The organism is Rhizobacter sp. P2_G4, from assembly GCF_056403575.1.
In genome coordinates, this window is the sequence record NZ_JBFUFG010000015.1 from 20,546 (window position 1) to 36,446 (window position 15,901).

Consider the following 15,901-nt stretch of genomic DNA (forward strand, 5'->3'; position numbering starts at 1 on the left):
ATTCGCGAAGTTCGGGATTGCCCGCGCCGACGGATCGGCACATGATGCTCGGCAATCGACACGCGACACGAGGGGTCTGTGTGAATCGAAGCACCACGCCGCTCGAGTTGGACGCCAGCTTCACGCTCGATGAGGCCGCGCTGGCACAGCGCCGAGCCGCCAGCGTGCGACGGTTGAACACCGTGCAGATCCCCGCGATGCGGGCCGTCGGCTTCGTGATCCTCTGCGCCATCGCGCTGCTGCAAGGCTGGCGCAGCAACGGCCACTCGTTCCCGCAGCCCGGCATCGTCTGGCTTGTTGCATTGAACCTGGCGTATGCCGCCGCAGCCTATGCCGTGCTGCGGTTTGGCCACGGCCGAAGCGGGCCGGTCAACTTGAGCCTGCTGCTCTTTCATGTGGACGTGCTGGTCTGGCTCGTCAACCTGCATCAGCTGGAACAGAGCCAGCTGTTCTTTGCCTACTTTCTGCTCGTGCGCGTGGTCGACCAGGTGGGAGACGGCTTTCGGCGCGCGCTGTACTTCGGCCACGTGGTGACAGCGGCCTACCTGGCGTATTCGGCCTGGGTGGCCTACCACCAGCCTGCGCTGGCGTTGTGGCCCGATCGTCTGGGCATCGCCATGACGATGTACCTGCTAGGCATCTACCTCGCCATCACCGGGTTGGTGACCGAGCGGCTGCGCAACCGCACGCGGCAGGCGGTGCGCACCGCGCGCGCACTCGTGGGCAGCCTGAACCAGAAGGCAGCCGCGCTCGAGGCGCAGGCGGCCGAACTGGAACACGCACGCCAGCAGGCCGAGCAGGCCAGCCTCGCCAAGTCGCAGTTCCTGGCCGTCACCAGCCACGAGATCCGCACGCCGATGAACGGCATCCTCGGTGCCGCGGAGTTGTTGATGGCGACTGCACTGACTGCCACTCAGCAGCGCTACGTGCAGATCGCGCACCGCTCGGCCACCGCGCTGCTCGGGTTGATCGACGACGTGCTCGACCTGTCGCGCATCGAGGCCGGCAAGCTGGCGCTGAACACCACCAGCGTGGACTTGCGAGCGCTCGTCACCGACGCGCTCGACCTCGTCGCGATGACGGTGCGCGACAAACCGGTCAGACTGACCAGCGAGGTGGCCGCAAAGGTGCCACCCACGATGCTGGCCGACCCCTTGCGGCTGCGCCAGATGCTCGTGAACCTGCTGCACAACGCGGTGAAGTTCACCGACCAGGGCACGGTCGACCTGCAGGTGACCGTGCTCGCCGAGACGCCTCACTCCATGGGGCTGCGCTTTTCGGTGCTCGACACCGGCATCGGCATCCCCGCCCACAAGCTCGCTTCGATCTTCGATGCGTTCACCCAGGCCGACAAGTCGACCACCCGGCGCCACGGCGGCAGCGGCCTGGGGCTGACCATCGTGAAGCAGCTTGCCGACCTGATGGGTGGCCAGGTGCATGTGGAGAGCAAGGTCGATGTGGGCTCGCACATCTGGATCGAGCTGGAGCTGCAGAAGGCAGCCCATGTGGACGCACCGGTCGAGAAGCCGCGGGTCGACGAGCGGGATACATCGGTTTCGGTGTCGGTGCTGCTGGCGGAAGACGACTTCGTGAACCAGACCGTGATCGGCGAAATGCTTCAGCTGCTGGGTTGCGACGTCGACCACGTGGGCGATGGCCACGCCGCCTACAACGCCGCCCTGGGCAGGCGCTACGACATCATCTTCATGGACTGCCACATGCCGGTGATGGACGGCCACGAAGCCACCCGCCTCATCCGGGAAGAAGAGCTGCGGCGCGGGCAGCACACGGTCATCGTGGCGCTGACGGCGGACTCGGTGGCGAGCGATCTCCAGCGTTGCATCGAGTCGGGCATGGACGCCGTGCTGACCAAGCCGGTGAGCAGCATGCAGCTGTCGTCCACCATTGCCCGCTGGACGGGGCGCCGCACCAGCCCGATCACGCGCTGGTAGCCGCATGCCGGCAATCAACCTTCGGCGAGCACGGGTTGAGAAAAGCGTGACCCACACCATCGGAGCCTGCGCGATACCATGGCTGCAACCCGCGCCGCAAAGGATCTTTTTTCGATGGACAGCCTCGACCTCCAAGTTCTGACCCAGGCACGCCAGTGGCATGCCGAAGGGCACGCCGTGCGCCTGGTCACCGTCATCGAAACCTGGGGTTCGGCACCGCGCCCACCCGGTGCGCTGCTGGCGATGCGGGGCGATGGCCTGGTGGTCGGCTCGGTGTCCGGCGGCTGCGTCGAAGACGACCTGATCGACCGCGTGCGCGCCGGTGAGAGCGTCGACCAACCCTCGCTCGTGACCTATGGCGTCACCAAGGAAGAAGCCGCCCGTTTCGGCCTGCCCTGCGGCGGCAACCTGCGGCTGGTGCAAGAGCCGTTGCGCGACACCGCCTGGATCGACGAGGTGTTGGCGCGAACCCAGCGGCACGAGCTGGTGGCTCGGCAGCTCGACCTGAGCACCGGCCAGGTGACGGTGAGTGCCGCCACCCGCGGCGACGAATTCAGCTTCGACGGCCAGGTGATGCGTGCGATGTTCGGGCCGCGCTGGCGCATGCTGGTGATCGGCGCCGGCCAACTGTCGCGCGTGCTGGCGCAGATGGCGCTCGCGCTCGACTTCGAGGTGATCTGCTGCGACCCGCGCGACGAATACAACCTCACCTGGGACGTGCCCGGCACCCAGTTCAGCCGCAGCATGCCCGACGACCTGGTGCTGGAGCTGCAGCTCGACCCGCACAGCGCCGTGGTGGCCGTGACCCACGACCCCAAGCTCGACGACATGGCCCTGCTCGAAGCGCTCAAGTCGCCGGCGTTCTACGTGGGCGCGCTGGGCTCGCGCAGCAACACCGCCAAGCGCAAGGAGCGGCTGGCGATGTTCGACCTGTCGGCTGACGAGATCGGCCGCCTGCACGGCCCCATCGGCCTCGACCTCGGCGGGCGCACGCCGGCCGAGATTGCGGTGTCGATCCTGGCCGAGATCGTGGCGGTACGCCACGGCGTGACGCTCACGCAGAAGAAGCCGGTGATGGCCGTCGACGCGTGCGAGTCGCGTACCGAATGAGGAAACCGCTCAGGCTGAGCGGACATGACTCCGGCACAGGCGAATACAGATGATCCAGTGGCTGCGCCACCCGCTCGACCCGCTGCCTGACACGCAGCTGGCCCTGCCGCCCGGCTCCGACGCGCCGGGCCTGCTGGCCGCCGGCGGCGAGCTCACGCCGCAGCGCCTGCAGGAGGCCTATGGCAAGGGCGTGTTTCCCTGGTACAGCGAAGGCCAGCCGATCCTGTGGTGGTCGCCCGATCCGCGCATGGTGCTGTTCGTCGACGAATTCAAGCTGTCGCGCTCGCTGCGCAAAACGGTACGCCACTTCGCGTGGGACAAGCGCTGCGAGATCCGCATCGACAGTGCGTTTCGCCGCGTGATCACCGCCTGCGCCAGCACGCCGCGCGACGGCCAGGCGGGCACCTGGATCGTGCCGGAGATGATCGACGCCTACTGCCAGTGGCACGCGCTCGGCACGGTGCACAGCTTCGAGACCTGGATGGACGGCAGCCTGGTCGGCGGGCTCTACGGCATCAACCTCGGCCGCATGTTCTTCGGCGAGTCGATGTTTTCGCACCGCACCGACGCCTCGAAGATCGCGATGGCCGCGCTGGTGTGCTTTTGCCGCACCCACGGCATCGACCTGATCGACTGCCAGCAACGTACCGTGCACCTGGCCTCGCTAGGGGCAAGGGAGATTCCGCGAAGCGAGTTCGAGCAGGCCATCACCCCACGCGTCAGAGAGTCATCCATCGGCGATTGGACCTATCATCCCGCCATGTGGGCGCAGCTGGAAACCGAGGGGTCTGAACCCAGGCGCGCGCCCCACCAGGAACCTGGCCCGTGACCCACCCGAAAGAGCTGCCGCTCTCATCGATCCAGTTCTATGCCACCGCGCCTTACCCGTGCAGCTACATCGCGGGTCGGATGGCGCGTTCGCAGGTGGCCACGCCGAGCCATCTGATCCACGCCGACGCCTACTCGGGCCTCGTCGCCAACGGCTTCCGGCGCAGCGGCATGTTCACCTACCGGCCGTTCTGCGACGGCTGCCGTGCCTGCGTGCCACTCCGCATCCCGGTCAAGAGCTTCGAGTCCACCCGCAGCCAACGCCGCGCCTGGAAGCAGCACAACAACCTGCAGGCGCGCGTGCTGCGCCTGTGCTTCGTGCCCGAGCACTACCAGCTCTACCTGCGCTACCAGGCCGGCCGCCACAGTGGCGGCGGCATGGACAACGACAGCGTCGACCAGTACACCCAGTTCTTGCTGCAAAGCCGCGTCAACTCCCGGCTGGTGGAATTTCGGGAGCCGTCGGCAGACGGGCTGGGCACGCTGAAGATGGTGTCGATCCTCGACATCCTGAACGACGGGCTCTCCGCCGTTTACACCTTCTACGAACCCGAAGAACACACCAGCTACGGCACCTACAACGTGATGTGGCAGATCGAGCAGACCCGATTGCTCAAGCTCAAGCACGTGTACCTCGGTTACTGGATCGGCGAGAGCAACAAGATGGCCTACAAGGCGCAGTTCAAGCCGCACGAGTTGCTGGTGAACGAGAAATGGGTGCCGGGCGAAGAGGGTTGAGGCKGGTTGCCACCGGTACTCACACCTGCGGCGCGCAGGGGCAGCACACAGCAGCGGTCAGAGCGCCTTGTCAGCTCCCACAAAACGCAGGGTGACGGCAACCTGCACTTCCTTGCCCGTGCCATCTGCAGTCGCAATCAAGACCTTGAGCGTTTGCACATCGGCAGGCACCGTACCGGAAAAGGTGCGGCTGACCGGATCGAACTTGAGCCACGCGGGCAGCTCGCCGCCGCCTTCTGCCCGGGCACCCAGGGTGAGTGCGCCGGGGGCATCCGGGCGCGCCAGCGCCTCAGGCGGAACGGCAAGCGTAAAGGCCGTGCCTTCTGCGACGGGAACCGTCACGACCATCCCGGTCGCCGGGTTGTCGGCTGCGCTTGGCGCTGCTGGGCCGCCACTCTCGGCAGGCGCCGGTGCGGCTTTTGCAGGCGCGCTCGGCGGGTCAACCAGCGCGACGCTGGCCTGCACCACCGTCGCAGGGGCCACCAGCGGCGCTGCGATGCTTGGCGCAGGCTGTGGCGTTGGGGCCTGGATGATGGGTACCGGCGGTGGCTCAACAGGCGCTGCGGCCATGATGCTCGCCCGCAAGCCAGTCGGCTGCAGCAGGGCGTAGTTGCCCGCGTCGACACCGCTCAACGCGAAGCCGCTCACGCTGACGGGTTTCGCCGCTTCCACGTCCGCGTTGGCGAAGTCCGCTCGACCCACGCCGGCCACGGTTACTGAATCATTGCCCAGCGCACTCACGACGGCCGTGCCACTGAGGCTCGCCACGGTGGTCGCGTCGTAAACCTTGTTCAGGACCATGACGCCGCTGACGGCGAGCGTCGCCGTGGTGACGTTGGCCGCCAGCCCCGACGGTTGCATCACGGTGTAGTTGGACGCATCCGCGCCACTGAGCGTGTAGCCGCTCACGAGGACGGCCTTGCCGGTACCGACGTTTTTGTCCGCAAAGTTGCCGGAGCCGGGGCCTGCCACGGTGACTTCATCGCCCGCCAGCGCATTGACGGTCGCCGTGCCGGTGACACTGGCCACCGTGGTCGCGTCGTAGACCTTGTTGGAGGCAACAACCCCAGTGATGGCCAGATTCGCCGGGCTGATGTTGGCCGTTACGCTGCCCGGCTGCAGCACGAGGTAATTGCCTGCGTCGGCGCCGGTGAGCGTGTAGCCGGTGACTGTCACAGCCTTGTTCGTGCCGGCGTTCTTGGTAGCGAAGCTGCCCGTGCCCGTGCCGCTGAGAGACACGTCGTCGCCCGACAGCGCACCCACCGAGGCGGTGCCCCCCAGGCTCGCGGTGGTCGTTGCGTCGTACACCTTGCTTGACGCGGTGACACCCGTGACCACCAGATTCGCCTGCGTGATGTTGGCCGTCAAGCCGGTGGGCTGTGTGGCAACGTAGTTCATGGCATCCGCCCCGGCGAGCATGAAGCCGGTGACCGCCACTGCCTTGCCCGAACCCACGTTCTTGTTCACGAAGCTGCCTGTCCCCGTGCCCGCCACGGTGACGTCATCGCCCAGGAGCGCGCCCACCGCTGCCGTGCCGGTGAAGCTGGCGGTCGTGCTCGCGTCATACACCTTGCTTGATGCCGCCACGCCCGTGATCGCCAGACTGGCCGTGGTGATGCTGGCGGTGACACCGACAGGTTGCACCACGGTGTAGTTGCCTGCATCGGTGCCGACCAGCGAGTACCCCGTCACCGTGACGGCCTTGTTCGAACCGACGTTCTTGTCGGTGACGCTGCCAGCACCCGCGCCCGTGACGGAAACGCTGTCGCCCGACAGCGCGCTCACCAAGGCGGTGCCCCCGAGGCTCGCGGTGGTCGTCGCGTCGTACACCTTGTTCGATGCGGTGACGCCGGACACAGCCAGACTCGCCTGCGTGACGTCGGCCGTCAGACCCGCGGGCTGACTCAGCACGTAGTTCGCTGCATCTGTGCCTGTGAGCGTGAAGCCCGTCACCGTGACTGCCTTGCCCGTGCCGACGTTCTTGTCGGCGAAGCTGCCGGTGCCAGTGCTCAAGAAAACGCTGTCGCCCGACAGCACATTCACCGATGCGGTGCCAACCAGGCTCGCTGTGGTCGTTGCGTCGTATACCTTGCTCGACGCGGTCACGCCCGAGACCGCCAGGTTCGCTTGCGTGACGTTGGCCATCAAGCCCGCGGGCTGTGCGACGGCGTAGTTCGCCGCATCTGCACCCGCGAGCGTGTACCCGGTGACAGTCACGGCCTTGTTCGTGCCCACGTTCTTGTTGGCAAAGCTGCCCGTACCGGTGCCGGCCACGACAACGTTGTCACTCGAGAGCGCGTTAACCGCCGCGGTTCCGATGAGACTCGTTGTGGTGGTGGCGTCATACACCTTGCTCGACGCGGTGACACCCGAGACAGCCAGGCTGGCTTGCGTGATGTTGGCCGTTACGCCCGTCGGCTGCACGAGGGCGTAGTTGCCAGCATCCGCGCCTGAGAGGGTGAAGCCGGTGACGGTCACCGCCTTGCTGGTGCCTGCGTTCTTGTCGACAAAGCTTGCGCTTCCAGTGCCAGTGACCGAAACAACATCGCTCAACAGCGCGCTGACCCCCGCCGTGCCGGTGAGGCTGGCGGTGGTGGTCGCGTCATATACCTTGCCCGACACCGCCAACCCGGTCACGGCCAGATTGGCCTGCGTGATGTTGGCTGTGAGGCCTGTCGGTTGCGTCAAGACATAGTTCGCTGCATCGGTGCCAGCGAGCGTGTACCCGGTGACTGTCACGGCCTTGGCCGTGCCCACGTTCTTGTCTGCAAAACTGGCAACGACCGTGCCGCCAACCGACACGTCGTCGCTCAGGAGCGGGTTGGCCGTCGCCGCGCCGATGAGGTTTGCCGTGGTGGTCGCGTCATACACCTTGGTCGACGCCGTGATGCCGCTGACCGTGGTCGCCCGGGGGGTGATGTTGAAGCTGATGCCGCTGCCTGACAGGCTGTAGTTGCTGGCCAGGCCCGTGCCATCGCCGAGCACCAGCGTGCCCGTCGCTACTGTCTTGGCGTTGCCCACGTTCTTGTCGATGGCGACGCCGCTGCCGCTCACCGTGAGGGTGTCGCCACCGACCAGGCTGCCCAGAGTCAACCCGCTGCCTGCCACACCCGTGGTGGCGTCATAGCTGCGGCTGCCCGTCGCGCTCACGATGTACGGCGTGATGGTGCTGGTGGTGTTGTCGACGTAGCTGACGGTGTAGTTGCCGTTGTGCACGCCATCGCCGACCGTGACGCCTGAGACGGTGACCGTCTTGTTGCCACTGCCCGCGTTCTTGTTGGTGAAGGCGAAGCTGCCCCCCGTGAGCGTGTCGCCGCTGAACAAAGTGCCGCTGCTGATGGCCGCCGTGGTCGTGACACTCAGGCCACCGTCATAGACCTTGCTGGCATTGTTGGCAGTGAGCGTGAGCGGGGCCGGCGTGATGCTGAACGAGGTGCCCGTGCCGAAGCTGATGGCGTAGCCGAGCGTGGATGTCAGCGAGCCCAGCACGTAGGCATAGCTGCCCACGTCCTTGCCCGCAGCCCGCCCCAGCACGCCGCTCAATGCGGTGGATGCGTTGTCGGCTGTGGCCGGGTCGAACCCCGTCACCGCGTAAGTGAAGGTCGGGTCGGCAGCACCATAGGTCTTGGTCAACGTGTCGGCAACCACCGACAACACCCTCGGTGCAGCCAGCAGCGAGAACTCGGTGGCGCCATAAGACGGCGTGGCATAACTGCGCCCCAAGTTGAAGGCATCGAAGCTTCCGCTGTTCACACCGGAGGCAGCACTCAGGAGCGAGAACGTGTCGCCACTCAAGTTCACATAGCCATACCCGTTGATCTTGGTCAGCGCGAGGTTGCCGAACGAAGAGCCGGCGGTGCCGGTGTCTCCCGACAGCGCCCCGGTCACGACCAGCCGGTCAAACTGGCCCGCACTTGTGCCGCCCAACTCTGCGTTGAGGCTGGCGCCGGTGGCCATCTGCAGGTCGCCACTGATCGTGAGCGTTCCCGTCACGCCGGTGCCGCCCGGGTTGATGCTGCCCTGGTTGACCAACCTGGAAGCGCCCGTGCCCACGGCAATCGTTCCGCTGCCCGCCAGGTTGCCCGTGTTGACGAACCCACTGCCGCGGTAAAAGGTCGCGCCGGCATCAGCCTGAACCGTCCCGCTGTTGCCAAAGTTGCTGGCGTGGATGTAGAGGGCTTGGCCGCTCGTGTTGGCAATCAAACGGCCCGCGTTGATGACGGTGTTCCCACCCCAGGTCTCATTCAAGCTGCCATAGCCTTGGATCGTCATGCCCGACCCAATCTGCAGGGTCTGGCCGTTGACGGAGAAGGTGTTGAGGTTGGTGCCGCCCAGGTTGAGCGTAGCGGTGCCGGGGGTCGTCAGGTGGTGCACGGTGCCGGCGGCTTGCCCGGTGTCCTGTCCGTTGAAGTACCAGTTGTTGGGACCGGCGTTGACGGTCACTCCGTTGGCGAGCGTGAGGTCGTTGTACAGGTGCAGCTCGCCGCTCACGTTCAGGCTGGTGCCGCCAAGCGTCACGTTGTCGAGCCTGCCGCTGTTGCTCGTGAGCACGGTGCTGTCGCCACTGAGCACGGTGCCGTTGAGGACGCGGCCGTACAGCGTGGTGAGCCCACCGGTGCCGAAGAGCCCGCTGCCGCCGACGTCCACCGAGGTGCCGGTGTTGTCCAGCAAGCCGGTGAGGTTGACGTTGCCGCCGCTGCGTGCGTATCGGGCGCCGGTCAGATCCGCGACGGTGAAGGTACCGCCGAGGTTGAGCGTGCCGCTGTTCGCGTTGATCGTGCCGGTGTTACTCCAACTGGTGGCGTTGAGCGCCAACGTGCCGCCGCTGGCGTTGGCGGTGCCGCTGTTGCTGAAGCTCTGGGTCTGGATGTCCAGCGCGCCGGCGCTCGTGCCGATCGTGCCCACGTTGCTGAAGTTGCTGGTGTAGACGTACAGGCCTTGACCGTTCGTGTTCGCAAGCAAGCTGCCGGTGTTGATGACGGTGTTGCCACCCCAAGTCTGGTTCAGGCTGCCGTAGCCCTGGATCGTCATGCCTGACTCGATCTGCAAGGTCTGGCCGTTGACGGAGAAGGTGTTGAGGTTGGTGCCGGCCAGGTTGAGCGTCGCAGTGCCCGGTGTCGTGAGCCGGTGCACCGTCCCCGCCGCCTGACCGGTGTCTTGCCCGTTGAAGTACCAGTTGTTGGCGCTTGCGTGGACGGTTGTGCCGTTGGCCAATGTGAGGTCGTTGTAGATGTGCAGTTCGCCGCTCACGTTGAGGGTCGTGCCGCCCAGCGTCACGTTGTCGAGCCGGCCGCTGTTGCTGGTGAGGGTGGTGCTGTCGCTGCTGAGCACGGTCCCGTTAAGGATGCGGCCGTACAGCGCGGTGAGCCCTCCGGTGCCGAAGAGGCCGCTGCCGCCGATGTCCACCGAGGTGCCGGTGTTGTCCAGCAGGCCGGTGATGTTCACGTTGCCACCGGTGCGCGCGTATCTCGCGCCGGTGAGGTCCGCGACCGTGAAGGTGCCGCCCAGGTTCAAGCTGCCGCTGTCGACGTTGATCGTCCCGCTGTTGCTCCAGTTGGTGGCGTTGAGTGCCAGCGTGCCGCCACTGGCGTTGGCGGTGCCGCTGTTGGTGAAGCTCTGGGTCTGGATGTCCAGCGCGCCGGCGCTCGTGCCGATCGTGCCCACGTTGCTGAAGTTGCTGGTGTAGACGTACAGGCTCTGCCCGGGTGTATTGGCGAGCAGGGTGCCAGCGTTGATGAGGCTGTTGCCGCCCCAGTATTGGTTCAGGCTACCGAAGCCTTGCACAGTCACACCCGAGTCGATCTGCAGCGTCTGGCCGTTGACGGAGAAGGTGTTGAAGTTGGTTCCGCCTAGGTTGAGCGTGGCGGTGCCAGGGGTCGTCAGGTGGTGCACGGTGCCAGCCGCCTGCCCGGTGTCTTGCCCGTTGAAGTACCAGTTGTTGGCCCCGGCGTTGACGGTCACTCCGCTGGCCAGCGTGAGGTCGTTGTAGAGGTGCAGTTCGCCGCTCACGTTGAGGGTCGTGCCACCCAGGGTCACGTTGTCGAGCCGGCCGCTGTTGCTGGTGAGCACGGTGCCGTCGCCACTGAGCACGGTGCCGTTGAGGACGCGGCCGTACAGCGCGGTGAGCCCGCCGGTGCCGAAGAGGCCGCTGCCGCCGATGTCCACCGAGGTGCCGGTGTTGTCCAGCAAGCCGGTGAGGTTGACGTTGCCGCCGTTGCGTGCGTATCTCGCACCGGTGAGATCAGCGACGGTGAAGGTACCACCGAGGTTGAGCGTGCCGCTGTTCGCGTTGATCGTCCCGCTGTTGCTCCAGTTGCTGGCGTTGAGTGCCAGCGTGCCGCCACTGGCGTTGGCGGTGCCGCTGTTGGTGAAGCTCTGGGTCTGGATGTCCAGCGCGCCGGCGCTCGTGCCGATCGTGCCCACGTTGCTGAAGTTGCTGGTGTAGACGTACAGGCTCTGCCCGGGTGTATTGGCGAGCAGGGTGCCGGCGTTGATGAGGCTGTTGCCGCCCCAGTATTGGTTCAGGCTGCCGAAGCCTTGCACGGTCACGCCCGAGTCGATCTGCAGGGTCTGGCCGTTGACGGAGAAGGTGTTGAGGTTGGTGCCGGCCAGGTTGAGCGTGGCGGTGCCAGGGGTCGTCAGGTGGTGCACAGTGCCAGCGGCCTGCCCGGTGTCTTGGCCGTTGAAGTACCAGTTGTTGGCGCTTGCGTTGACGGTCACCCCGTTGGCCAATGTGAGGTCGTTGTAGATGTGCAGTTCACCGCTCACGTTGAGGGTCGTGCCGCCCAGCGTCACGTTGTCGAGCCGGCCGCTGTTGCTGGTGAGGATGGTGCTGTCGCTGCTGAGCACGGTGCCGTTGAGGATGCGGCCGTACAGCGCGGTCAATCCGCCGGTGCCGAAGAGTCCGCTGCCGCCGATGTCCACCGAGGTGCCGGTGTTGTTCAGCAGGCCGGTGAGATTCACGTTGCCGCCGGTGCGCGCGTATCTCGCGCCGGTGAGGTCCGCGACCGTGAAGGTGCCGCCCAGGTTCAAGCTGCCGCTGTCGACGTTGATCGTCCCGCTGTTGCTCCAGTTGGTGGCGTTGAGTGCCAGCGTGCCGCCACTGGCGTTGGCGGTACCGCTGTTGCTGAAGCTCTGGGTCTGGATGTCCAGCGCGCCGGCGGTCGTGCCGATCGTGCCGGTGTTAGCGAAGTTGCTGGTGTAGACGTACAGCGTCTGGCCCGGTGTGTTGGCGAGCAGGGTGCCGGCGTTGATGAGGCTGTTGCCGCCCCAGTATTGGTTCAGGCTACCGAAGCCTTGCACGGTCACGCCCGAGTCGATCTGCAGGGTCTGGCCGTTGACGGAGAAGGTGTTGAGGTTGGTGCCGGCCAGGTTGAGCGTGGCGGTGCCAGGGGTGGTCAGGTGGTGCACGGTGCCGGCGGCCTGACCGGTGTCTTGCCCGTTGAAGTACCAGTTGTTGGCCCCGGCGTTGACGGTCACTCCGTTGGCCAGCGTGAGGTCGTTGTAGAGGTGCAGTTCGCCGCTCACGTTGAGGGTCGTGCCGCCCAGCGTCATGTTGTCGAGCCGGCCGTTGTTGCTGGTGAGGGCCGGGGTCGCATCCAGACTCAGCAGCGTGCCGTTCTTGACGGTGCCATTGAGCGTGGTGACGCCGGTGAGCGAGGTGGTGCCACCGCGGTTGTCGATGGTGCCCGAGAGGGTGTTGCCACTGGCCGCGCTCAAGCTGACGTTGAGCACATTGCCGCTGGAGCCCGCGATGTTGGCGCCGGAACGGATGTCGATCGCACCATCGGCAATGAGGCTCAGGCCGCGCGTGCCGCCGCTGTTGTTGCTGATGGCCACGGCGCCGCCCGCATCGCTGTTGCCATTCACCACGATGGCGCCGGAGCCGCCGCTGCCCGTGGTCGTCTGGATCGTCACATCGGTACCGCCATCGAGTGCAGCATTGATCTCGGTGTCGCCGATGTTGGACGGCGCGCCGGGGTCGAACGCACCGCCCGCAAGTGAACCGGAAGAGCCATGCACGATGGTCACGTCTGACGGATCGAGCAGCCACCGGCCGTTCGCACCCTTGGGCGCAGAAGCATCCACACGCGCCCCGCCGATGTCGAGTGAGCGCTTGCCGGATGTCTCGATGAAACCGCCGTCGCCACCCGAGGCACCCCCGCGCGCGGTGAGGCTGCCCGCCACCACCGTGCGCTGGTCGGCCCATACGACAACCTTGCCGCCCTGCCCGCTTTGAGTGGCATCGGCACTTACCAAGCTGCCGGCATCCACGGTGGTGTTCTTCGCGTTGGGTACGCTGGCATTGCGGCCCTGCGTGTCGCCACCGATCAGCACCTCGCCACCTGCCCGCGTGCCGCTGGCGGTCACTTGTGCGTCGAGCAGATTCACGGCATTGCCGGTGAGCAGCACGCTGCCGCCGCGCTGGCCGCTCGCGTCGATGCGACCGACAGCCGTCAGCGTGCCACCGTCATCGCTCGCCAACGCACGCAGCTCGATGCGGCCGCCGTCGGCCACGGCGCTGGAGGCGTCGATCGTGCCCGTCTGCGAAATGACATCGCCTTCGAGCCGGATCAAGCCGCCCACATTGCGCACGCCTTTGGCTTCGATGCTGCCGTCGTTGCGGATCACGGCGCGTTGCAGCGCATCGCTGCTGCGCGCGCTGATGAGCACGCGGCCGTCTTCAGCCTTCACCAGATGCTTGTTTTCGATCAGCGACTCGAGCGCGCCTTGATCCACGGCAACGCTGAGAAGCCCCGAGGTCTGCAGCGTGATCGCTTGCCCGGACGCAAGTGCCACCGTGCCCAGCGTGGCGCTGACCACGCCCTCGTTGCGCACCTCGGGTGCCAGCAAGGCGATGTAGCCGCCATGCCGAGCACTCAGTTCGCCCTGGTTCACGACGCTGCCGCGACCGGCGGTGAAGTGATAACGGCCGGCCATGAAGTCGGCATCACCCAGCGTCAAGGTGCTGGCCACCAGGCCCCCCACGTCGACCCGCGCGGTGTTGCCGAACAGCACCCCGTTGGGGTTGAGGATGAACACTTGGCCATTGGCACTGAGCCGCCCGAAGATGCTGGATGGGTCGCTGCCCAGCACGCGGTTCAGGGCCACCGACGTGGCGCCGGGCTGCACGAAGTTGACTTGCGCACCAGCGCCAATGTTGAAACTCTGCCAGTTGATGATGGCTTGCTGGCTGGTCTGTGTGATGTCGAGCCGGTTGCCCGTGGTGCTCAAGCTCGCCTGGCCGCTTGCCACCTGGCCCGCGGTGGGCAGGGTGTTGGGCGGGGGCGCACCTTGCGCGAACGCCGCGCCACCGCTCAAGCCCATCAGCACGCCGGCAAGCAGGGTTGCAGTGCCGCCACCCGATTTGCCGCGCCTCGGTGCGGTTTCGCCCACTGCCACGTAGGTGCCGCTGTGCTCGCTCCAGACAACGCGATGAATGTGGTTCATGGGGGCGGCTTGATGTTGAAGTGCGGTGGGCGAAAAGAGCGCGGCGTGCTAGAAACTTGCGACCAGCGCCAGCCAAACGCGGGTGCGCCGCAAGCTGCCATCGCTGTCATTGCCTGTGGTCGGGCTGGCCAGCGGGTTGCTGCCGATGCGCTGGGCAACCCGGGCGCGAACGGTGTAGCGGCCGAAGCCCGACCAGTTCAGCCCGACCCCTGCGCCCTTGAGTACCAGCTGGTTGATGGCCGGCGCACCGGCATAGCTGCCGTCGTGACTGACGCGCACTTCACCGTGGTCGTAAAACGCCACCCATTGCAGATCGTCTCGCATGCCGTAGCGCCATTCGGCAGTGGCCAGCCAGCCGCTGTCGCCACTGCCTTCGAGGCTGGGGTAGGCGCGCACGCCGTTGGCACCGCCGAGGCCGAACTTCTCGGCCGAATCGAGGTTGCTGCGCGCAACTTGGCCGCTGGCGCTCAGCCACAGCGAGCTGCGCTGACTCAGGCTTTGCGAGCGCGCCAGGTTCCAGCTGAGGCGGGTATAGACGCCTGCCGTGCGCGGCCCGGCCTGATCGGCGGCGAGGCTCGCGGCATTGGCCGACAGATTGACCCGCCCGCTGCCCACGTTGACACCCCACAAGCTGAGGCCACTGCCGTACCAATCGTCGCTGAGGTCGCCACTGAGGCCGGCGTTGAAGCTCGTCAGGCGCTTGTGGGAGACCTCGGCGCCATTCGCCTCGTTGAGAAAGCTGCGGTGGTCTGCCGCGAGGTTGAGGTTCACGCTGCGCAGGCTGCCACGCAGCAAGGGGTAACGCGCGTTGGCACCGAGGGTCTGCGCGCTGCCCCGGGCACCGAGCGAAGCGAACTCCTCGCCCAGCCGGTAGCGCAGTGCCGACGCGTTGGCGCCGGCTCGCCAGCCGTCGCTGCCCAGGGGCAGGCTGTAGGCCAATGACAGGTAGGCGTTGCCCGCGCCGGTGGTATGCGCCCCGAACAGCAGCTGGTCGCCGATGCCACTCGGGCTGTCGAGCGAGGCCGAACCGCTGAGCCGGTTGGAACCGGTGGCCCGTGCGCTTTCGTTGTCGAGCTGCACCGTGCCGGACCAACGCGGCTGATCGCGCGGCTTGAGCACCAGGTCCGTCTCGCCTGGAAGCCGCCCTGCAGCCAGCACCGCCGCCACGCGCAGGCCCGGTGTGTCGTTGAGCAAGCTGACGGCACGTTCCAGGTCAGCAGGCCGCAAGGCCTCCCCTTGACGCTGGCGTGCCGTGAGCGCCTCGGCAAGGCGTTGGCGGCTGAAGCGCAGCGGCAGGCCGCCGTCGTCGATGCGCACCTCACCGAGCCGGGATTCGATGACCACGATGGTGACCGTGCCACCGACCACGTCTTGCGCTGGCAGCATGGGCCTGGCCAGCCAGCCCTCGTTCCGGTAGGCATCAGCCACGGCTTGCAGCGCCAGCTCCAGATCGGGAAAGCGGATGGCGCGGTTCAGCCAGGGGGCCAGGGCGTCTTGCAGTGCCGCCTCGGGTAACAGCTTGGCGCCCTGGATGCGAAAGCTCGTCACGGTGAAGGTGATGCCGCCCGTAGAGCCGCTCGCAGAGGCAGACCCTGCAGGCGCAACGATGGTCACGGCCTTGGGGGGCAGCGGCGCAGGTTCTCGCTGGCTGTCTCGCAAGAGGCTGCCGGCGTCGGGTGCGGTCTGTGCACGTGCGGCAAACGGCAGCAGGCACACCACGCACAACATCCATGCCATGGTGGGCCAGCCCGGGTGCGCCTTCCCTCGGCGATTCAGTTCAGTCATGTTCACCCCGTGCAGGGCCCAGCTGGTGTTCAGGCGCG

Annotated in this window: 6 protein-coding genes; 4 read left to right on the forward strand and 2 right to left on the reverse strand. The window is 66.6% G+C overall.

What is annotated here, in order from left to right:
* Positions 1-80 precede the first annotated feature (80 nt).
* The 4 genes from AC1DYS_RS29565 to AC1DYS_RS29580 all read left to right on the forward strand — a co-directional run bounded on the left by AC1DYS_RS29565 (position 81) and on the right by AC1DYS_RS29580 (position 4,628).
* A complete protein-coding gene (locus tag AC1DYS_RS29565; protein WP_477905226.1) occupies positions 81-1,952 on the forward strand; it encodes an ATP-binding protein in 1,872 nt (623 codons plus the stop codon).
* A gap of 114 nt (positions 1,953-2,066) precedes the next feature.
* A complete protein-coding gene (locus AC1DYS_RS29570; RefSeq protein ID WP_477905228.1) occupies positions 2,067-3,062 on the forward strand; it encodes an XdhC family protein in 996 nt (331 codons plus the stop codon).
* Positions 3,063-3,111: 49 nt separating this feature from the next.
* Positions 3,112-3,891, forward strand: coding sequence for a leucyl/phenylalanyl-tRNA--protein transferase (gene aat, locus AC1DYS_RS29575; RefSeq protein ID WP_477905230.1), 780 nt, complete (start codon positions 3,112-3,114; stop codon positions 3,889-3,891).
* The gene (locus AC1DYS_RS29580) at positions 3,888-4,628 is read left to right on the forward strand and encodes an arginyltransferase (protein ID WP_477905232.1); all 741 of its coding nucleotides are present in this window, start codon (positions 3,888-3,890) and stop codon (positions 4,626-4,628) included. The genes aat and AC1DYS_RS29580 overlap by 4 nt, the downstream gene beginning before the upstream one ends.
* A gap of 57 nt (positions 4,629-4,685) precedes the next feature.
* On the opposite strand, the gene AC1DYS_RS29585 is transcribed toward AC1DYS_RS29580, so the two are convergent.
* Entirely contained in the window at positions 4,686-14,078 is a 9,393-nt protein-coding gene (locus AC1DYS_RS29585) for a YDG domain-containing protein (protein WP_477905234.1), read from the reverse strand.
* A 48-nt stretch (positions 14,079-14,126) separates the two neighbouring features.
* Positions 14,127-15,863 carry a ShlB/FhaC/HecB family hemolysin secretion/activation protein gene (locus AC1DYS_RS29590; RefSeq protein ID WP_477905236.1) on the reverse strand — a complete coding sequence of 579 codons (1,737 nt, stop codon included), beginning with the start codon at positions 15,861-15,863 and terminating at the stop codon, positions 14,127-14,129.
* Between the last annotated feature and the right edge of the window lie 38 nt (positions 15,864-15,901).

Coding starts and splice junctions, on each gene's coding strand:
- AC1DYS_RS29590 (WP_477905236.1), bottom strand. CDS start 15,863: ATGACTGAACTGAATCGCCGAGGGAAGGCGCACCCGGGCTGGCCCACC.
- AC1DYS_RS29585 (WP_477905234.1), bottom strand. CDS start 14,078: ATGAACCACATTCATCGCGTTGTCTGGAGCGAGCACAGCGGCACCTAC.
- AC1DYS_RS29570 (WP_477905228.1), top strand. CDS start 2,067: ATGGACAGCCTCGACCTCCAAGTTCTGACCCAGGCACGCCAGTGGCAT.
- aat (WP_477905230.1), top strand. CDS start 3,112: ATGATCCAGTGGCTGCGCCACCCGCTCGACCCGCTGCCTGACACGCAG.